Genomic DNA, 20,276 nt, shown 5'->3' on the forward strand with positions numbered 1-20,276 from the left:
GGAAATATTTAATGCAAATCATTGCATTTGAAGGGGATCAGTTCGGGGGTTCTTGTACCTCTCGGATGGCGCTTCCCGGCCTTTGAGGTATTACTTCGCGATTCTTGTTCCTCTCGGAGCATCCATCCTGGCTTTTGGGGTATTACTTCGCGGTTCTTGTTCCTCTCGCAGCATCCATCCTGACTTTTGGGGTATTACTTCGCGGTTCTTGTTCCTCAGCATACAGAGTCTCTTTCCTCCATAGTCCCTTCGCTACGTATGTCGACCCCACCAAAATTCATTGCAGCAGTCCGTAAAGATTTGAGAAGAAGGTTTTTTTACCCAATACTCTTTGTCCGTAGGTGATGGGATAGATGGTAAGCGATTATCTTTATCCAGTAGTATGACGGTCAATCCATCTTCATAACAATACTCATCTTTTTCCTCTATAGGAACAAGCGTTAAATCAATATGATTCCCATCTGTAAATAGCATCAAATAAGAAAAACGTCCCCCTAACTCGGGAGGAAACATCGCCATATTTTCCGGAGTTTGTGTTATCATCCGTTTGCCAAATATATCGATCCATTGCGGATCGTCTATAAAGGATTTTATATCCTCGACAAGGTAGGCAATGTCATAATCTTGAAAAGGGTCTTTCGGTACATTCGAGTCCGTTCGCGAACCATTCATACCAACAGTGCGAACCCTATGATCTTCCTTGGCTACACTTAAAACTAAGTCCATGATTTCTTGCTCTGAGCGCAACGTATTCTCTCTCCTTTGCAGGATGATTCTGTCACTTTTCCCACTTAATCTGTCACTTTGTGTTCGTATTCTGGTACTTTGTATGCGTAATCTGGCACTTCGCACACATTTTCTGTCATTTGGTATTCTATGCGCATAATCTTGTACTTAACGGCTAACAGTTTATGAAGGAAATATTCCCCTTAACCTCCGGACGTTGATATAACGCCATAAAAAACTCCATAGAACAACAAACAAAATAATTCCAAACCATATCCAATTGAATGTTTCATCTAATATATTCACAACAAGTGTAAATATTAACAAAACAACGGCAAGACCTACGAGTGCGTTTGATAGGATACGCTCTGCCCGGATGGATGGTTTTAATTCCTTTTTGTCTAAATTTTTTGCCTCTCTCCATTGCTTCCCTGCAAATTTGAGTATCGGGATAAAAACCACACAAAAAGCAAGGAAGTATAAAACCATTTGCCAAAAAGGGATAGTCCCACTCAAAAAACTACCAGTAAAAGCTCCGATAAAAGCAAACCCGACTCCGATAAAACGATCGATAGTCGGTGTAAAAACAGTGGACGTTAAATAATTTTTTATCTTCTTCACAAGGGATTTCATAGGTATGACTCCAAACTCAAAGCCAGGACACTTAATCACCTTTTACCCCTTATTTAATTTTCAAAAACGTCTTCTTACATTATAATAATCGTATACACGTTGGGTTTTGTGATCTCAACGCCTAACTGCTGGTAGCATGAAACTTGCCACAGGGCTCCCTGTAGAGCCTATCGCCCAGATCCCTCAATCTGGGCGTTTTACTTTAATATAACTTCTTCTTACCCTTTGCCTGTCTGCTTCATGACCACCTTTGAAGACCTAATCGGAGCCAAACACAGGCATTAGGTCGCCAAAAACCTCTTTTGATGACCTAACTCGAAGCATACACCGGCGTTAGGTCGTCATAAGCCCCTGTTGACGACCTAACCCGAAAGATCCACCTACGTTAGGTCGCCATAACCGAGTTTTGCTATTCATATCCTCCTTCACCCTCACATCTGCTCCGGCGCGTGCACGCCGACGAGTGTGAGGCCGTTTCGCAATACTGTTTGCGTAGCATTCGCGAGCGCTAACCTAACTTGTGTCAAAGCCGGCGCCTCCGGGTCCACGATTCTTTCCGCATTATAATAGCTATGGAAGGCCGATGACAGCTCATGTAAATAATTCGGGATGCGGTGTTGGGCGTATTGTTCGGCGGCGCCGGCGACCATCTCCGGGAATTCGCCGATTTTTTTCAATAGCTCGTACGCTTTTTCCGAATCGATGAGCGTTAAGTCAAGCTCGCCTTCCGGATCGTAAGCGACGCCTTTTTCCGCGGCTTGCGCAAATAAACTGCTCACCCGGGCATGGGCGTATTGCACGTAGTAAACGGGGTTCTCATTGGATTCCTCGACGGCGAGGTCCATATCAAAATCCAAGTGTGTATCCACGCTGCGCATGGCGAAGAAATAGCGCGTGGCATCCAGCCCTACATCCTCGGCGAGCTCCCGCATCGTTACCGCGTTCCCGGTGCGTTTACTCATCTTGACCCGTTCGCCGCCTTTGACGAGATTTACATTTTGCCCGACCTGGAATTCAAGTTTTTCTTTCGGGAAACCGAGCGCCTGAATGGCCGCGTGCATACGGGCGATATAACCATGGTGATCGGCACCGAACAAGTCGACGAGCGTATCAAATCCGCGGTCCAGCTTGTCTTTATGATAGGCGATGTCGGGGAGCAGATACGTGTATGCACCGTCATTTTTTACAAGCACACGGTCCTTGTCATCGCCATAGCGGGTGGACTGAAACCAGGTAGCGCCGTCTTCCTCGTAGACTTCACCATTTGCCCGCAGTGTCTCAAGCGTTTCCTCCACTTTTCCCGACATGTAAAGGGACGTTTCCGAAAACCAGGTATCAAAAGACACACGGAAATCCTTCAGGTCCGCCTTCAATTTTTCCAATAAGTAATCGAGGCCGAGCTCGCGAAACTTCTCTCGTCTTTCTTTTTCCGGCAAGGACACGAATGCGTCTCCGTGATCGTTCACGATTGCGTCCGCGATCCTCATAATATCCGGTCCCTGATAGGCGTCTTCAGGCATTTCCACGTTCTGCCCAAGCGCCTGCAAATAACGGATGTCCAGAGACAGGGCCAATTTGTCGATCTGATTGCCGGCATCATTAATGTAGTATTCCCGCTCGACCTTGTATCCGGCCATATCGAGAATGTTGCAGAGGGAATCCCCGACAGCGGCCCCGCGTGCGTGACCGAGATGCAGGGCTCCCGTCGGATTCGCCGACACGAATTCCACCAATACGGAGGTTCCTTCCCCTGCTTCCGAGCGTCCATACGCCGCCCCGTCACGAAGAACCGCGGGAATCACCTGGCGAAGGAAGCGCGGGTCCAGGAAAATATTTATAAAGCCCGGGCCTGCTACTTCAAGGGTACGCGCGGAAGCCTTCTCTTTATCAAAGTGGGCAACGATCCCCTCTGCAATCTCCCGCGGATTTTTCTTCGCCACACGCGCAAGTTGCATCGCGAGGTTCGAGGCATAATCGCCATGGTTTTTGTCCCGTGGGGTTTCCAGTATAATCGTCGGGATCTCTTCTTCCTTCGCGAAACCATTCGCCAATACAGCTTCGCGCAAGGCTTCTCTGATGTTTTGTTTTGTTTCTTCCAGGATGTTCATGTTTTTCTAAGTCTCCTTAACGGCAATCGCCACCTGATAATGTCCGGCGAGTTGTCCTTGTAATTCCAGATCATATTCCAGCTTTATGTTCATCAATAAATCTTCCGGGTACGCCACTTGCACGCGTTTCGTCTTTGCCAACGTTTGAAACGTGCCGTATGGGGTGCCGTAGGAGCCTTTTTTCTCCTCCCCTTCGGCATAGGCTTGCCGCATGGACACCGCCCCGGAGCGAATAATCGTAAGCGCTGGTTCCTGTTGAATTTTAATCACCGTTTTTACTTCACCGATGTCCTGCAGCTGTTCCGTAAACGTCACGTAGGTACTATGCTCTTTTTCCACGAACTCTCCCTCGCCGCTCACGTGTATATCTTTTTGTTCGCCGCCTTGTTGTACTTCGGTTTTCATCGTAACATGAATGGGAATGCCTTCGGTCGCCATTGGGGTTCCCCTTTCCTATATAGAGTTTATCCACTCTGCTCGCCGCTTGCAAGTGCTACCGAACAGGTTCGCCGCTACCCATGATGAAATCCTGCTCTGCAAAAAAAAAAATGAATAAAAACAAATCGACAATTCCCGCCACTTTCTTAGGCCCTTATGGTAAAATAGCTCTGGCGAATAAAGAGGAGGCTGTCATTTTGTTCAAATACATAGGCATCGCCGCGATCATTTTCTCTTTCCTCCTGGCTTTTTTACATATGATTACCGGCATTATCCTCTTCGGACTCGCGCTTTGTGTATTGAGCATTCATTACTTCAGGCAGACGAAGCGGGAATGGTTTGTAGCGATTGTTTATTTATTGTTGGGCCTAACATTGATCGTCTTATCTTTTTTGTATTTGTAAAGCACTCGAAACCGCCGTGACAAGCGCATAAACACAATTTGTAGTATGAGATGTTTAAATCACCCACTATATGTGGTAAAATAAACATATAATCGAAAGATTGGAAGTGGCACATGATGACGACAGTTACGACGAAGATTACAAAGGACGACGGCGCGCGTACCATGCCGTTTGATCCCGAACGTCTTTATGCATTCATTGACGAAGTCACCGTCGATATTCCCATTCAATCCTATGTTGATCAGTATAAGGAAAAAGTTATCAAAACCATCGAAGCAAAAGAACAATTTTCCGCTGAAGAAGTGACCCAACTGTTACTCTTAACCGCCGCGGAAAATAACGATATCGATATGCCGCAATGGACGTACACGGCCGCGAAGATTTTTCTGCGGGATCTGTACAAAAAAGCCGCGTACAACCGCAGCTACGATCCCGGGCAGAAATACGGCAGTTACTACGGCCTGCAGAAACGCCTGGGCCATTTGGGGATCTATGATCCGACCATTCTCCGGGACTACACGCGCGAGGAAATCGAAGAAGCCGCCAGTTATATCGATCCTGACAAAGACCACCTTCTTACATATGCCGGTTTGCGAACGTTAAGCGATCGTTATCTCGCAAAAGGCTATGATGGGAAGGAAGTCTACGAACTGCCCCAGGAACGGTGGCTCACGATCGCGCTTACGCTCATGTCCCAGGAAGACCGTTCCCATCGCCTTGAACTCGTAAAAGAGGCGTATTGGGCTCTGTCCAACCTGTATATGACCGTGGCCACGCCGACTCTCGCCAACGCCGGCAAGAAAGCGGGACAGCTTTCCAGCTGCTTTATCGATACGGTGGATGACAGCCTGCAGGGCATTTACGACAGTAACACCGACATCGCCAATGTCAGCAAGTACGGTGGCGGCGTTGGGGTTTATATCGGCAAAGTCAGAGCGGCCAATTCAGATATTCGCGGGTATAAGAATACGTCTTCTGGCGTAGTTCCCTGGATCCGCCAAATCAACAACACAGCCGTGAACGTCGATCAACTCGGCACACGCGCGGGCGCTGTTGCCGTTTATCTCGATGTGTGGCACGCGGATATTTTTGAGTTTCTTGATTTGCGACTGAACAACGGAGATGAGCGTATGCGTGCCCATGATGTTTTTACCGGCGTCACCTTGCCCGACGTGTTTATGGAAACAGTCGAAGCGCGCGGCGACTGGTATCTGTTCGACCCGCACGAAGTACGCAAAGTCTTCGGCTGGTCGCTGGAAGACAGTTATGACGAAGAAAAAGGCAACGGCACGTTCCGTGAGCGCTATGAGCAATGCGTGCAGTCCAACGAACTGAACAGCAAGAAAAAAGTGAAAGCCATCGACATCATGAAACGGATCATGCAATCGCAACTGGAAACCGGCACCCCCTACATGTTCTATCGCGATGAAGTCAATCGCATGAACGCAAACAAACATGAAGGGATCATCTACAGCTCCAATCTCTGCACGGAAATCATGCAAAATATGTCAGAGACGGTCGTTATCGAGCAAATCGAGGACAACGGCGAAATCGTCGTCCGTAAAAAACCCGGGGACTTCGTCGTTTGCAACCTTTCTTCGGTCAATCTCGGACGAGCGGTAAAAGCCGATGTACTCCCGCGACTAATTCCGATACAAGTGCGGATGCTTGATAACGTTATCGGTATCAACAATCTGCCGGTCGTTCAGGCACAGATGACCAACCATAAATATCGCGCCATCGGCCTCGGAACCTTCGGCTGGCATCACCTGCTCACCCAGCATCGCATCGCGTGGGATGATCCGGAAGCGGAAAAACTCGCGGACCGGATCTACGAAGACATCGCTTATCGGACGATTCAGGCGAGCGCGGACCTTGCGATTGAAAAAGGCGCTTATCCCGCCTATCCCGGTTCGGAATGGGAAAACGGGCGCTACTTTGAACGGCATGGTTATTTTGATGAGGATGAAGATGCCTCGTTCGGCAGCAACGATCATTGGAAAGCACTCGCCAAACAAGTTCAGGACACCGGGATCCGCAACGGTTATCTGCTCGCGGTTGCTCCCAACAGCAGCACTGCGACGATCGCCGGAAGCACCGCCGGTATCGACCCGACCTTCGGACCTAGCTACGTGGAAGAGAAAAAAGACTACAGAATTACGGTGACAGCCCCGGATATCGACGGGGAAAACTACAAATTCTATGAGAAAACAGCGTTCCAGCAAGATCAATTCGCGAGCATCCGCCACAATGCCGCGCGCCAAAAACACGTGGACCAATCACAGTCCTTTAACCTGTATGTTCCGGCCTCCATCAAGGCGAAAACGTTGCTCGACCTGCATTTAACGGCCTGGAAATCAGGACTGAAAACGACCTATTATGTACGCAGCAGCAAAGTGGACATCCGCGAATGCGAGTGGTGTCAAAGTTGACGCCTGTCCGACGCGCCCTCATCCTTTACGAATCGTTGAGCGGCAACACCGCGCAACTCGCCGCGGTGATACAGGATTTATTGGAAGAAGCCGGCGCTGCAACCGAACGCATCCACCTTCGGTCTTTTCTCGATCTTTCCTATGAAGAGGCCGAAGACATCCTGAAACCATACCGAACGATTATGATCGGTTCCTACACCGACGACAAGCACCTCCCCCCGGAACCGCTGGAAGAGTTGATGGACACACACACGTTATCCGACAAGCAAGTTGCTGCCTTCGGTACCGGGGACACGCAGTGGGGAGAGACGTATTGCCTGGCGGCCTATACGATCGCCAGGCATTATCAAAGCCCCTTTTCCGTATTGGACATCGAGCAGATGCCCTCGGGCAGTGACCAGGAAAAAATTGAAAAATGGCTGGAGGCGATTAGTGATGACTAAACTTATGCAAAAAGTAGCGATTATGGAACCGGCCAACCCGGTAAAATCAACGGGCATTATTCACGGGAAATCCAGCGGCATTTTAAATTGGAATGATATTGCTTATCCTTCTTTTTACCGGACGTACCGCGAACTCTTATCGAATTTCTGGATCCCGCAGGAAGTCAATATGGGCCCTGATACCAAGTCCATTATGGAATTGTCCGATGAAGAACTGCGCGCGTATAAATTAACGATCGGTCTGCTGGCCACATTGGATACGCCCCAGGCACGGCTCATTCACGGCGTGAGCGAATACGTGAGCGATGACAGCGTCCATGCTATCGCGGCCATTATCGCCCAGCAGGAAGTGGTGCACAATGAAAGTTATTCGTACGCCCTCTCCACCTTGTTCAGCTTTGAAGAGCAAAAAGAAATCTTCGATGACGCGCGGCGCCACCCAACGATCATCGCCCGCAATGAACGGATCATGCAGGCATACGATGATTTCATTCAAAACCCGACCGAAGAAAAGCTCGTCCGCGTGATCGTCTATTCGCTCATTCTTGAAGGCATCTTCTTTTACAGCGGTTTTGCCTTCTTCTATAACCTGGCCAGACAACAAAAGATGAACGCGACCGCCCAGATCATCAGCTTTATCAATCGCGATGAACTCGTGCACGGCAAATTCATGTCTGAACTGTTGCGCGCCATTCTCGGGGAAAACCCGAATCTGAACGATGAAGCGCTCACCGAGTTCATCGAAACCGAGTTCCAGGAAGCCGTTGAATCCGAAATCGCCTGGTCCAATGAAGTCCTCGATGGCATCGTCGGCATCGACCTCGATGAAATGCACACGTATATTAAATACCGCGCCAACAAAATGCTGAAAATGCTCGGCATCGACCCGATCTATCCCGACGCCCTGGAAAACGGCATGCCTTGGATTAAAGCCTTCGTCGACAATTTCGACGAAACGAAAACCGACTTCTTCGAAGCCCGCAACCGCAGCTATGAGAAAGTGGATGCCGATAATGAGTTTGATGAACTGTAAAAATGAAAGGAAGGGCTGTCCAATGCCGGACAGCCCTGTTTATCCATGGTATAATTTGTTCAGGAGCCCGCAGGCTGAAAGACAGTGACAACCCAATCACCTCATGAGCAAGGAGGTGATTGCCATAAGTAGACGACGAAGAAAAAAAGCCGAAACAACAAAGAAATGGACACTCCGGGCGATAAAAATCCGTGCATTAGACGGGTTCATCCGATGCGTGTCCAACAAAAATCGAAAAAAATATACAAAAAAACGTCCAGACCCCACAGTCCAGACGTTTTTGTAACCTTAAAGCTATGCAAGATGTTTACCATAAGCGACGACATTGAGTTCAGCCATAACACAACTTTGGTGGCTACGGGCAGCGTAGCCACATTGTTTCTTATCTGCCAAAAAAGTTTTTCTTTTATAGAGCGGAACAATAAGAACGTACAGGTGGTGGTATATTGATGCAATTGTTATAATAGGAGCTAGAATGTTTATCGGAGGTGCTGCATTAAAGTGGGGAAAAGACTCGGACTGTTTATTTTAACGAATATTCTTGTATTAACCACCGTCGCCATCGTATGGTCGTTGATCGTATCATTTACGGATATCGACGGCTCTTTTCAGACGAGCGACGGTGTTCTGGGTATTAATGTTTTATCGCTGATGATTTTTAGTTTGTTGCTTGGATTTGGGGGCGCCCTGATCTCCCTCGCCATGTCCCGCTGGATGGCGAAGAAAATGATGCGGGTGAAAGTGCTGGATCCTGAGGATAATTTGAGCCAGGCGGAACGCGCGGTTGTGGAAAAAGTACATCGCATGGCGCGTGCAGCAGGGCTTGTGCATATGCCGGAAGTCGGGGTATATCAATCGAAAGAAGTGAACGCTTTCGCCACCGGCCCTACCAAAAAACGTTCGCTTATCGCTGTATCAGCCGGCTTGTTGCAGGAGATGGATGAAGATGCCGTCGAAGGGGTTATTGCTCACGAGGTAGCCCACGTGGACAACGGTGACATGGTCACGATGACGTTACTGCAAGGGATCGTCAACACCTTTGTCGTCTTCTTGTCTCGCGTGGCCGCCATTATACTCTCACGGTTAGTACGCTCGGAGCTGCAGTTTATCGTACGGTTTGCGGCCATTATTATTTTGCAAATCCTCTTTTCCATCCTCGGCAGCCTGGTCGTCAACGCGTTCTCGCGCCGCAGGGAATACCACGCCGATCGCGGCGGAGCCGATTTTGCCGGCAAGGACAAAATGACCCATGCCCTGCGCTCGCTGCAGCAACATGTCAACCGGGCACAAGTGGATGACCGGACCGACGACTCCGCGCTGCAAACGATGAAAATTAACAACAAAGGCGGCGTCGCGCACCTGTTTTCCTCCCACCCGGATTTGGAAGACCGCATTGCGCAACTAGAGCGGATGTAGTGAAAAAAGGAGGCTTTCACCAACCACTGGTGGGGGTCTCCCTTTATTATTATGACTTGGTTAAGTAAAATTTGCTCATGGAAAAATATACTGCATGTACTATACTATAGCTGTAGCCGGTTACTGTGTAGGGAACGGCTATCACTCCCGATAGAAAGGGGGTGAGAATATTGGCAGAGGCGTTATTTCTACTGTTGCTATACTTGCTTGTACAAGCAGTATGGGACAGAAAGAAAGTAAGACAAGCCTTGCGCCGGCTTGCCTTACAATGCGCCGATTGGTTCAAAGATTGAATCAATCGCCATATTCACCAGAAGGGGACCTTCCCCTTCTCCCTATACAGTATTATACAACAACTGTTAAAAATATGCTACCTTACTATACGAACGAAGCGCAGGGCGGTCAAATGGCCCGGTCGCCCCTGGCCAAGATTATTACGGACAATTTCTACCGCTTGAACACTCGGTTTGTCCGTATAAACGACTCTTTCGGACATTTTTTTGCCGATCGATGCTGGTTATGTCCATATGAGCCTCTCATTCGGACAATTTATGCTGATCAACCCCTGCTTTTGTCCGTATGGACGACATGCGCACAGTTTAGAAAGGTGTTCGAGTACGGCGCTAGAGCCTACGCCACTGTTCAACTCATGAGCACCGAAAAACCATAAGCGACCAAAATGATAAACGTGAGAAAAACGAGTGCAAACGGGATATTTCTTTTAATGATCGCGAACGGAGACACCCTTAACTGCATTGCGAGAATGGTCGGCGTAACATTGAGCGGTCCGATCATGATTGTGCAAAGCCCTCCCCCGATGAGCAATATACTTACACCATAGGGGTAGGCCGCAACCACATCTCCGAGAAACGGTGTGATTAACGCAATCGAAATCAATGGATGAAAACCGATAAGGGCGAGCCCGAAAATAAAGAAGCCAATGATGGCATAAAAAAGCAAAACCGTATAATTGTCATACACGTGCTGAAGCATCATCTGCAACTGTTCAAACACGCCCGTGTACGGGAAAACCTCGACGAAGAAACCGGCCGACAAAAACAAAAAGAACAACCCGTGCATTTGCCCGGCATTTCCCTTCACCCGCGTAAAAGCCAGCGTCCGAAACCTCTTTCCCCTTTTTATGAACAACGCCCAGCCGTACGTAAAAGGCACAATCAAGGTCGTTACGATAAACAAAAAGGTCTGTGTACTTAGCGTGTTAAACAGAAGCACGAGCACAATAAAAGTAGTGATCGCGAGTCCCATCTGCAAAAGTTTTTTCGTTACATGTTTTTGCCCGTTTCCTTCGCCCGCTTCAAGGGCATCAATGTTGATCCCTTTGTATCGCCTGCTGTGCAAATACCAATCGACACTCATGAACAGAATGCTGATCACAAGTAACGTTGGCAGTAATGTCAAAAAGTTTTGCCCGGTTATGTCAATGGTCGCCGCCACCAGCATCTCCGTTGGGCTCCACAACAATACAAAGGCGTACGCCCGGAGTAAGCTGTGGGAAAAAAATTGCTGGATTTTTTCTTTTCCCAATGACTTGATTTTATTATTCACCGCGGAAACGACCACCGGTACCGTCGCCACGTTCAGGAATAAAGTGAGCATATAGGTGACCAAAGACGTTCGCCGGTAAAGCGTTGTGGCCGTGGGCCGCGGCCCGTGACTGATTATGTTCCCCAAGGCTTGATCATAGCGGCCAATAGATATGACCACGCTCATACACGGCAATAAAAACAGCAAGGATAATAATCCCCCGAGTGACCCGAATAATGACAAAAAGGGCTCATCAATCGGCATCACGGTCACATAAGAAATAATCGCCAGCAACAAGAAAGACAGGCCCACCCATGTATACAGCGGACCCGCTTTTTTTACCGTTAATAAGATGATGGCTATTGAAGTGATGCCAATGACATTTTGCAATGCTTCCAGTGCAAAGACTTCATTCAATAAGTAACTGCCCACGAGGATGATAAATAAATAAAATATATGTGACACCTGCTTAACTTTGAAATCTGGATATCCATATATTATATGATTACATATTCCGATCCAGAATACGAAGGACTTGCTCAACGTCCGCGAGCGGGAGTTGCCCCGGGGCGGAAGATTGCGATCCCGACGCAAACGTCAGCGCAGAGCCGAATATGCCTCCCGCCAATCTGGAAATCATACCATCCCCGCCCATGGCCATCGAAATCAGTGGGAGGGGGATCTCGCGGCTCATCTCTTCTGTGACTTGCAACAGTTTGAGAACATCCGCTTTTGATTGGGGCATAACCGCGATTTTGGCAACATCTGCTCCAAGATCGACAGCGTTATTGATTTTTTCCTTTAACACTTCCGACGGGGGCGTTTCCATAAAATTATGATAGGAGAGAACGACGTCAATCCCTTTCTCTTGCGCCTGCCCTTGTAGATGGCGAATGTCCTTCTCCCGCTGGCTTAATTCAATATCGATGCCTTGCACAGCCTTGTTTTTGATGACGGCTTCGTAAAGGTTCACCACTTCTTTTTCGGCGAGCGGAGTCGCTTGCCCCCCTTCTGCTTCCGATCGTCTCGTGAACAGTAGCGGGCGTTTTGTTTTTCTGTTTATGTCTTTTGCCATTTTGGTGACGGTTTTTATGTTCTTGATTTTTTCGAAATAATCCACCCGCCACTCGAAGACTTCTGGCGATTGTTTGGATCCCTGTTTAAGTTGTTTTCGCAATGCTGTTGCGCTTTCACCAACCAACGGAACACAAATTTTTGGCTGGATGGCTTCGTCGTCTTGTCGTGCTTGCAATTGTAACCCTTGCTTCATCTCAGATCCTCCTCGTTGCTTTTCAAGTATGATTTGCTACAATAGCAATTAATTAAGTTATGAAAGCGGGGTTGTTCACGTGGCAACATCTATAGACGAAAACATTCTTCTCACGGGCTTCATGGGCTCCGGCAAAACGATGATCGGTGAAGCCCTGGCCAAAAAGCTTAACAAACCGTTCGCGGATATTGATAAAATTATTGAAAATAAAGAAGGCATGCCCATAAAGGACATTTTCAAAAATGAGGGCGAGGCGGCCTTTCGCGCTAAAGAAAAAAAAGAAATCACCGATTATTTGCATGCCGACAACAACGCGGTGATATCCGTAGGTGGCGGTGCCTTCCTCCAGGAAGAAACCCGTGACCTTTGCCTGCAAAAGGCGACGGTCGTCTTTCTACATATCTCCTGGGATGCGTGGCTTGATCGTATGGATATGATTGTTGCGACGCGGCCTGTGCTGCACGGCAAAACGATATCGGACATCTACAAGCTCTATGAAGAGCGGCAAGCCATTTATGCCCACCACCATCATAGCATAACTGTGGACTATCTCGATGCCGAAGAAGCCAGCGATAAAATTATTGAAGTGATTTGAAATTTATCAGCCATTCGGGAATTCTCCTCCCTCTTTTGGTAGGGAGGATTCACTCTTCCCAAAACAAGTCATCCAACGTCTTGGATAACGCTTTGCAGATCGAGATGCATAGCGCGAGACTTGGATTATACTTCCCCAGCTCAATCAAACCAATCGTCTGGCGCGAGACGCCGACCAATTTTGCCAACTGCGCTTGGGACAGGTCCTTTTCCACTCTTGCAACCTTCATTTTAATATTCTTCATTTACTCTTCCTCGTTTTTATTCGCTATCCGCTTGCTGTTCGATTTGGCCAGCAAATAAGGGATCCCTATCAAAAATGTGAAAAAACCAAGATACATCACAATACTTACCAAGAAAACTGATCCAAAATAAGCCCATGATTGAGCCGTTCCCTCCGCATACTGCACGGCACTATTGATCCCCATGTAAAGAGCGAGCGCAACTCCGGCAATGCCTATAAAAAAGACCAATTTTGTGTCAGTAGAAAATTTACTTTTTTCATTATAGGTTTCGACTTCGTCTGAAAATAACCCTAAATAGGAAGAACGGATAAGATAATATATTCCACATGCCAATACGATTGCGAATTCAGTTACGATCGTCACCCCTCCCCATCCAAAGACAGAAATCTTGATAGCCATGGAAAGAAAACATATAAAGACGACAACCCAATACAATTCCCTGTAAATTTTATTCTGCATCTGGATGATTCGCTCATCTTTCCCGCTTTTACTGCCGGTAAAAAACATTTATTTACGCCCCCCTTTTTAATATTATTATACATCCATGGTGGCGTTTTGCAACATATATTTGTCATATAGTTAAATATTTATGTCTTTTTTCTTCATCTGATCAATAAAAAAACCTTACACACTTGTGTTTATTTTCCTCTCAAAAAACCGACACTGATAGCAGACTTATATATCTCTGATAGATGAGGTGCTGGCAGTGGAGATAGCAACGAGGCAGCAGGCCAATCGGCGCAGAAGCAAATGGCGCTGGCTTTTTCGTCTAACGCTCGGGTTTGGGATTCTCGGTGCGTTCATTTTGCTCGTTATTTTCGGCCTTGCGTATATGATGGGACCCCCACCGATGGAAACATCACAATCGACGACGATTTACAGCGATGAGAGGGAAGTGATCAACGAACAGCATCAGGGCCAACAACGGGAGTGGACGGACTTGGATGATGTTTCCCCGCATGTGATGGACGCTTTCGTTGCCGTGGAAGATCGTAAATTTTACGACCATCACGGATTTGATTACACACGGATCGGTGCAGCTGTATTGAACAACGTCCGATCGTTGGCCTTATCAGAAGGGGCAAGTACCATCACGCAACAATACGCGCGAAATCTGTTTTTGAGTCATGATCAGACGTGGGACCGTAAAATCCGGGAAGCCTTTTATACGTTGCGTCTGGAGTGGCATGTCCCTAAAGAAGACATCCTTGCGGGCTATATCAATACGATTAATTTTGGTCACGGGGCATATGGTATTGAGCAAGCCGCCCAGATGTATTTTGACATTCCGGCATCCGAGTTGAACGCGGCGCAATCGGCCTTGCTCGCCGGTCTGCCACGGGGGCCTTCTTACTACTCTCCTTATAGTCATCCGGATCGGGCTGAAGATCGGCAACAGCTCATTTTATCCATGATGAATGAACAGGATGCCCTTAGCCAGGCGGAATACGAAGAAGCGCTCGCCTATGATTTAACGTATGAATCGGAGGAGGAAGAAGAACAGGCGACATCTGCACCCTATTTTCAGGATACAGTAGAACGTGAGCTCGTTGAACGTTATGATCTCGATCCCGAGGTGCTGGAAGCCGGCGGCTTAAATATTTATACGACGCTTGACCCTGATCTACAAGAAGCGGCTGAACGATACGTGGAAGCAGAGCTCCCGAAAGATGATCCATTGCAGGGGGCTGCTGTTTCCATCGATCCCAGGAACGGCGATGTGAAAGCGATGGTGGGAGGAAAAGATTATAACGAAAGCCCATTTAATCGTGCGGTCGATGCACAGCGCGCCCCCGGTTCTGTTTTTAAACCGTTTCTTTATTACGCTGCGCTTGAAAATGGTTTTACAGCAGCTACACCACTGAAAAGTGAACCGACATCTTTTCCGGATCCGGACGGAGACCAGAGTTATGAGCCCGGAAACTTCAATGAGAATTACGCGAACGACTTTATCACCATGGCACAAGCGATGGCCTATTCAGATAACATCTACGCAGTGAAAACCAACGTCCTGCAAGAACCGGATGCCCTTGTCGAAACCGCCCAGGCCGCCGGTATCGAAAGTCCATTATCAGCAAACTTGTCCCTTGCCCTCGGTACCTCGGAAGTGAACGTACTGGAGCTGACTAATGCTTACAGTCCGTTTGCAAATGGCGGGGAACGGGTAGACCATCGCTTGGTTGAGCGTGTGGAAGACCACGATGGCAACGTATTGCTGGAAACCGAACCGGAAAGGGAACAAGTTTTTAACCCTGATCTTTCCTATATCGCGACGGATATGATGAAGGAGATGTTTAATCCGACCATAAACGATTATGCTTCGGTCACCGGGCATTCGATTGCACATCTTCTCCAGCGTCCGGCTGCCGGAAAAAGCGGCTCAACCCCATCTGATAGCTGGATGGTCGGATACACCCCCCAACTCGTCACCGGCGTATGGGTCGGTTATGATGACAATACCGCGCTGGATCACGGTGAACACGGTCAGATCGCGAAACGTATCTGGGTCAATGCCCTTGAGAGCGGGTTGCAGGATGAGCTCAAACAGGACTTTTCAACCCCTGATGGCGTCGAGGAAGTCAACATTGACCTGGAAACAGGATTGTTGGCCGATGAAGCTTGCGGCCCTTCCTATACGGTTGCTTTCCAGGAAGATACTGAACCGGAAGAATCGTGCGTGGAGTATCTTGATGATGAGGAAGCGGAAGAAGATGCCCATGAAGAGCGTAAAAATAAAGAAAAAGAAAAGCTCACGGATAAATTGAAACGCTGGTTTGGCAGTGATGAAGTGGAAATGTAGGAAAGAGAGCGTTATCGCTCTCTTTTTTCAATACCGTACATATTTAATTGTTTTCTAACCACTTACATGGTATGATATAGCCAGTATAAGAGGGATAAGCCATTAAAACTTAGGCATGGTGGTACATTGGAAAGGGTATGCCCTTTAATAACGCCGTCATGTCTTTTTAATGGGCAGCCCTGTAGAACTTTATAGGAAATCGCTTTCATTTCGATATAAGAGGTGATGCCTACCCAATAAAAATGAGCACCCTATAACACTTTTATTGGCATGTTTTTTCATTTGCAAAAGAAAAATATCGTTTGGGGGAACATTGCAATGATGAAGTATTTGCAGAATCTCGGTCGCTCATTGATGCTGCCCGTCGCGGTATTGCCCGTCGCTGCCATTCTGGCCGGTCTTGCTCACTGGATTATCGAATGGTTTGGCGAGAATGTGATCGCCAATTACATGATGTTCGGCGCTGATGCTATTCTTGGCAATCTCGGTATCCTGTTTGCGGTCGGTGTTGCGATCGGCATGTCGAAAGATCAACATGGCGCGGCCGCCTTGAGTGGTCTTACCGCTTTTTTGGTTGTGACATTTACGCTGCAACCGGGAGAAGTTGGCTCATTACTGGGCGTTGAAGAAGGGGCTGTCAATCCGGCCTTTGACGCCATCTACCTTGACAACGTGTTCACTGGTATTTTATCCGGACTTATTGCATCTGTCATGTACAATCGTTTTAGTCACGTGAGGTTGCCAGACGCGCTCGCCTTCTTCAGCGGCAAGCGACTTGTTCCCATTATGAGCGCGGGAGCGATGTTGCTTATATCAGCTGTATTGTTTTTCGTATGGCCGGCGGTTTATTCCGGTCTGGTAGGATTTGGTACCTGGATTGCTAATTTGGGTCCTACCGGCGCAGGTTTGTACGGGTTTTTTAATCGCTTGCTCATTCCAACAGGATTGCATCATGCGTTAAATAATGTTTTCTGGTTTGATCTGGCCGGCATCAACGACATTGGAAATTTTTGGGCGAGTGAAGGGGAGCAGGGAATTACCGGCCGCTATCTGGCAGGGTTCTTCCCGATCATGATGTTCGGACTGCCTGCAGCCGCTTTGGCCATGTATCACACTGCGAAAACGAAACAGCGAAAGACTACAGCATCCTTATTAATGGCTGCCGCATTCGCTTCTTTCTTTACCGGTGTCACTGAGCCGCTTGAATTCTCTTTCATGTTCCTTGCTCCGCTTCTGTTTGTCGTGCACGCGGCTTTGACGGGACTTTCGCTATTTATCGCGGCAACATTCCAGTGGACGGCCGGGTTCAGCTTTAGTGCCGGATTTGTGGATTATACCTTAAGTTTAGCGGTGCCGATTGCCAACCAACCGTTCATGCTGCTCGTCCAAGGGGTAGGGTTTGCTGTTGTTTACTACTTCCTGTTCCGTTTTCTGATTCAAAAATTTGATATGAAAACACCGGGACGAGAAGATGACGATGTAGTTGAGGAAACAGCTGGTGAAGAAAGTGATTCCGGTTCTGAAGGAACCGCTGCTTCTGCAAAAGATGAAACGGCTGTAATGGCCGAAAAGATTTATGCAGGTTTGGGCGGAGACGACAACGTTGCCTCCATCGATAACTGCGTCTCCCGTTTGCGCATTGAGGTGGACGATATGGACAAAGTCGATCAAGCGAAAATAAAAGCCACCGGCGTGCCGGGCGTTAATGTTGTCGGCAAGCATAATATCCAGGTGGTTGTCGGCACCCAGGTCCAATTCGTCGCCGACGAAATCATTAAACTGCGGAATCGCGAATAACGGATCAATTATGAAAGCGAACAGGGTTTACCCTGTTCGCTGATTTTTTCCCGAGGTCACCGATAAAACATACTGGACCTTCAAAACAGAGGCCCCCGAAGGGACCTCCTCCTTTACTTCTAATCCAGATTTCTCACCATATCTTCCTTGAAACCGAACCAGTACGTGAACAAAAAGCCAAACACATACGCAATCACAAGCCCGATAATATACGAGATATATTGCCCTTCGGCGATGATCGGGATCATGGATAAACCGGAAATGCCGATGCCTGTAGCCCCGGTGCCCATGACGGCCTGGAAAGCGCCGCCGACGGCTGCCCCTAAACAGGCGGTCACGAATGGACGCCCGAGCGGCAAGGTTACACCGAATAATAACGGCTCCCCGACACCGAGAAAGCCGGCCGGTACCGTACCTTTAACCCTGTCTTTTAACTTCTGGCTTCGCGTTTTCACATAAACGGCAAGGGCCGCACCTACCTGGCCGCCTCCGGCCATGCCGAGAATGGTAAGAATCGGCGTATGCCCGATCGTTTCGATGAAATCGAGATGAATGGGCGTCAATCCATGGTGCATGCCGATCATGACGAGCGGAAGGAAAAATCCGGCGAGTATAGCCCCGGCGATTGGACCACCGATCTCCAGCAGAAAGTTAATGCCCATTTGTACCACATCAGAAAAGCCAGCCGCGATCGGTTGCAAAACGATAAGCGTCGCAAATCCAACGATGAGAACGGTAATAAACGGCGTAAGGAGAATATCCAGAGCCGAGGGTATAAATTTGCGAACGAACCGTTCGACCATAGCCATGACCCAAGCCGCTAACAAGGCAGCGAACACCCCGCCCTGGCCGGCGACAAGTTCCTCTCCAAAAAGCGTGATGGCTTCCAGTTCAGGATTGATAATTAAAATACCGGCAACGGCACCGAGCGCCGGTGTTCCCCCGAATTCCCGAGCTGTCGTCCAACCGACAAGGATGCTCAGAAAGGCAAAAAGTCCTCCGCCTATGACTTGTGCCATTTGCAGCCAGGTCGTCTGTTCATCTACTCCGAGGTTTTCCGCGAGGCCAGCCCCTCCGTTAATAAGTCCGGATGCGATCAATGCCGGAATAAGAGGAATAAAAATATTTCCGATACGTTTTAGAAAATTTTTAACCGGTGTTCTATTTTGTCGTTGTTTCATTTGCGCTTTCGTATCTTCAGCCACATGACTGTCCTCGTCTTCCCCTGCTGTGAGCCCCGTTTTTTCCGAAAGTGCAATCGCCACTTTATTCGCGGTTCCGGGGCCAAGAACGACTTGCAAGGTTTCGTCTTCGACGACCCCTAACACATCGCCCAAATTGCGGATCTCCTCCAGCTGAACTTTGTCATAATCTTTAAAGTTCAGCCGCAGCCGCGTCATACAATTGGAAAGCGAGGTAATGTTATCTTCTCCGCCCAACAAGGGCAGGAGATCTTGAACAATCGCTTCTTCTTTATTCATTTAGGCTCCCCCTCGTATCGCCTTTTTGATAAACCCATTGGCCTCATTAAGCATGTTTCGGGCATCCTTAGCCGTGACATCTGCGAGAATCATTACGATGGCGGTCTTGACGTGTTGGCCGGAAGCTTCAAATGTAGCAACCGCCGTCTCTTCTTCTACCCCGGTGGCTTCCATAATAATACGATGAGAACGTTTGTAGAGCTTTTCATTCGTCGCCTGTACGTCCACCATCAAATTTTCATAGACTTTCCCTATTCCGACCATCGCGGACGTAGAGATCATGTTCAGGACCAGTTTCTGGGCGGTTCCGGCTTTCAGGCGCGTGGATCCCGTAAGGACTTCCGCCCCTGTGTTCACTTCAATCGGATAATCCGCGTATTCACTTATGACCGCGGCGACGTTACAGGCGACACTCCCGGTGACCGCCTCGCACCGGCGGGCATACTGCAAGGCCCCGACGACGTAAGGGGTACGCCCGCTCGCGGCAAGTCCGATGACAACGTCATTTGATGTTAATTCCCATTCTTTTAAATCTTCTGCCGCTGCCTGCGGCGAATCTTCCGCCCCCTCTACCGCTTCCGTGAAGGCCGATGATCCTCCGGCCATTTGTCCGATAACGACCGAAGAGGGAACACCAAAAGTCGGGCGGCACTCCACCGCGTCAAGCACACCGAGCCGACCGCTCGTTCCCGCGCCGACGTAAATGAGCCGCCCTTCCCGCTGCAAAACGTGAATGACCTCTTTGACTAGAGGCTCGATGGCAGGAATGGCATCCTTTACTGCCTCAGGCACAGACAGATCTTCTTCGTTCATCGTCGTAAGAACTTCGCTGATGGAGATTTCGTCTAACCGTTGGCTTTTGTCATTTCTTCCTTCCGTTCCTAAATGATCAAACATATAAAACCTCCCAA

17 protein-coding genes and 1 pseudogene are annotated in these 20,276 nt (G+C 48.4%); 8 read left to right on the plus strand and 10 right to left on the minus strand.

Annotation, left to right across the window (positions count from 1 at the left end):
- Nucleotides 1-217 precede the first annotated feature (217 nt).
- The 4 genes and pseudogenes from BLS58_RS03990 to BLS58_RS04005 form a co-directional block, all read right to left on the minus strand.
- Nucleotides 218-747: pseudogene (locus BLS58_RS03990) on the minus strand (aminoglycoside 6-adenylyltransferase); the annotation flags it as partial.
- A gap of 162 nt (nucleotides 748-909) precedes the next feature.
- Nucleotides 910-1,359, minus strand: a complete 450-nt coding sequence (locus BLS58_RS03995) for a hypothetical protein (RefSeq protein WP_090396254.1) — start codon at nucleotides 1,357-1,359, stop codon at nucleotides 910-912.
- A gap of 431 nt (nucleotides 1,360-1,790) precedes the next feature.
- Nucleotides 1,791-3,467, minus strand: coding sequence for an arginine--tRNA ligase (argS, locus tag BLS58_RS04000; protein WP_090396255.1), 1,677 nt, complete (start codon nucleotides 3,465-3,467; stop codon nucleotides 1,791-1,793).
- Between the two features lie 6 nt (nucleotides 3,468-3,473).
- Nucleotides 3,474-3,905: a YwiB family protein gene (locus BLS58_RS04005; RefSeq protein WP_090396256.1), complete on the minus strand. Its 432-nt coding sequence runs from the start codon at nucleotides 3,903-3,905 to the stop codon at nucleotides 3,474-3,476.
- A 197-nt stretch (nucleotides 3,906-4,102) separates the two neighbouring features.
- On the opposite strand from BLS58_RS04005, the gene BLS58_RS04010 reads away from it, so the two are divergent.
- From BLS58_RS04010 to htpX, 5 genes are all read left to right on the plus strand, one after another.
- Nucleotides 4,103-4,309: a hypothetical protein gene (locus BLS58_RS04010; RefSeq protein WP_090396257.1), complete on the plus strand. Its 207-nt coding sequence runs from the start codon at nucleotides 4,103-4,105 to the stop codon at nucleotides 4,307-4,309.
- Nucleotides 4,310-4,422: 113 nt separating this feature from the next.
- Nucleotides 4,423-6,741: a ribonucleoside-diphosphate reductase subunit alpha gene (locus BLS58_RS04015; protein ID WP_090396258.1), complete on the plus strand. Its 2,319-nt coding sequence runs from the start codon at nucleotides 4,423-4,425 to the stop codon at nucleotides 6,739-6,741.
- On the plus strand, nucleotides 6,720-7,184 hold the full coding sequence (locus BLS58_RS04020) for a flavodoxin domain-containing protein (protein ID WP_090396259.1): 465 nt from the start codon (nucleotides 6,720-6,722) through the stop codon (nucleotides 7,182-7,184). Before BLS58_RS04015 ends, BLS58_RS04020 begins: the two co-directional genes overlap by 22 nt.
- Nucleotides 7,177-8,217: a ribonucleotide-diphosphate reductase subunit beta gene (locus BLS58_RS04025; RefSeq protein ID WP_090396260.1), complete on the plus strand. Its 1,041-nt coding sequence runs from the start codon at nucleotides 7,177-7,179 to the stop codon at nucleotides 8,215-8,217. The genes BLS58_RS04020 and BLS58_RS04025 overlap by 8 nt, the downstream gene beginning before the upstream one ends.
- Nucleotides 8,218-8,718: 501 nt before the next feature.
- Nucleotides 8,719-9,633 (plus strand): protease HtpX, encoded by a 915-nt coding sequence (htpX, locus tag BLS58_RS04030; RefSeq protein WP_090396261.1) that lies wholly within the window; start codon nucleotides 8,719-8,721, stop codon nucleotides 9,631-9,633.
- A gap of 642 nt (nucleotides 9,634-10,275) precedes the next feature.
- Here the strand turns inward: htpX and BLS58_RS04035 are convergent.
- Both BLS58_RS04035 and aroD read right to left on the minus strand, forming a co-directional pair.
- Nucleotides 10,276-11,643: a hypothetical protein gene (locus tag BLS58_RS04035; protein WP_090396262.1), complete on the minus strand. Its 1,368-nt coding sequence runs from the start codon at nucleotides 11,641-11,643 to the stop codon at nucleotides 10,276-10,278.
- Between the two features lie 40 nt (nucleotides 11,644-11,683).
- A complete protein-coding gene (gene aroD, locus BLS58_RS04040) occupies nucleotides 11,684-12,448 on the minus strand; it encodes a type I 3-dehydroquinate dehydratase (RefSeq protein WP_090396263.1) in 765 nt (254 codons plus the stop codon).
- A 79-nt stretch (nucleotides 12,449-12,527) separates the two neighbouring features.
- Between aroD and BLS58_RS04045 the strand changes: the two genes are divergently transcribed.
- A complete protein-coding gene (locus tag BLS58_RS04045; RefSeq protein ID WP_090396264.1) occupies nucleotides 12,528-13,043 on the plus strand; it encodes a shikimate kinase in 516 nt (171 codons plus the stop codon).
- Nucleotides 13,044-13,092: 49 nt separating this feature from the next.
- Here BLS58_RS04045 and BLS58_RS04050 read toward each other — a convergent pair whose 3' ends face one another.
- Nucleotides 13,093-13,287, minus strand: coding sequence for a helix-turn-helix transcriptional regulator (locus BLS58_RS04050; protein ID WP_090396265.1), 195 nt, complete (start codon nucleotides 13,285-13,287; stop codon nucleotides 13,093-13,095).
- Nucleotides 13,288-13,794, minus strand: coding sequence for a DUF6773 family protein (locus tag BLS58_RS04055; RefSeq protein WP_090396266.1), 507 nt, complete (start codon nucleotides 13,792-13,794; stop codon nucleotides 13,288-13,290).
- 199 nt (nucleotides 13,795-13,993) lie between these two features.
- Between BLS58_RS04055 and BLS58_RS04060 the strand changes: the two genes are divergently transcribed.
- Entirely contained in the window at nucleotides 13,994-16,087 is a 2,094-nt protein-coding gene (locus BLS58_RS04060; protein WP_090396267.1) for a transglycosylase domain-containing protein, read from the plus strand.
- A gap of 318 nt (nucleotides 16,088-16,405) precedes the next feature.
- Nucleotides 16,406-17,884: an N-acetylglucosamine-specific PTS transporter subunit IIBC gene (gene nagE / locus BLS58_RS04065; protein ID WP_090396268.1), complete on the plus strand. Its 1,479-nt coding sequence runs from the start codon at nucleotides 16,406-16,408 to the stop codon at nucleotides 17,882-17,884.
- A 119-nt stretch (nucleotides 17,885-18,003) separates the two neighbouring features.
- Here the strand turns inward: nagE and BLS58_RS04070 are convergent, their stop codons facing one another.
- Complete coding sequence (locus BLS58_RS04070) at nucleotides 18,004-19,365, minus strand: PTS transporter subunit EIIC (protein WP_090396269.1); 1,362 nt, start codon at nucleotides 19,363-19,365, stop codon at nucleotides 18,004-18,006.
- Nucleotides 19,366-20,262 (minus strand): N-acetylmuramic acid 6-phosphate etherase, encoded by an 897-nt coding sequence (murQ, locus tag BLS58_RS04075; protein ID WP_090396270.1) that lies wholly within the window; start codon nucleotides 20,260-20,262, stop codon nucleotides 19,366-19,368. It lies immediately after the preceding gene.
- Between the last annotated feature and the right edge of the window lie 14 nt (nucleotides 20,263-20,276).

Source organism: Natribacillus halophilus, assembly GCF_900100185.1.
GTDB classification, from domain to species: Bacteria; Bacillota; Bacilli; order Bacillales; family Marinococcaceae; genus Natribacillus; species Natribacillus halophilus.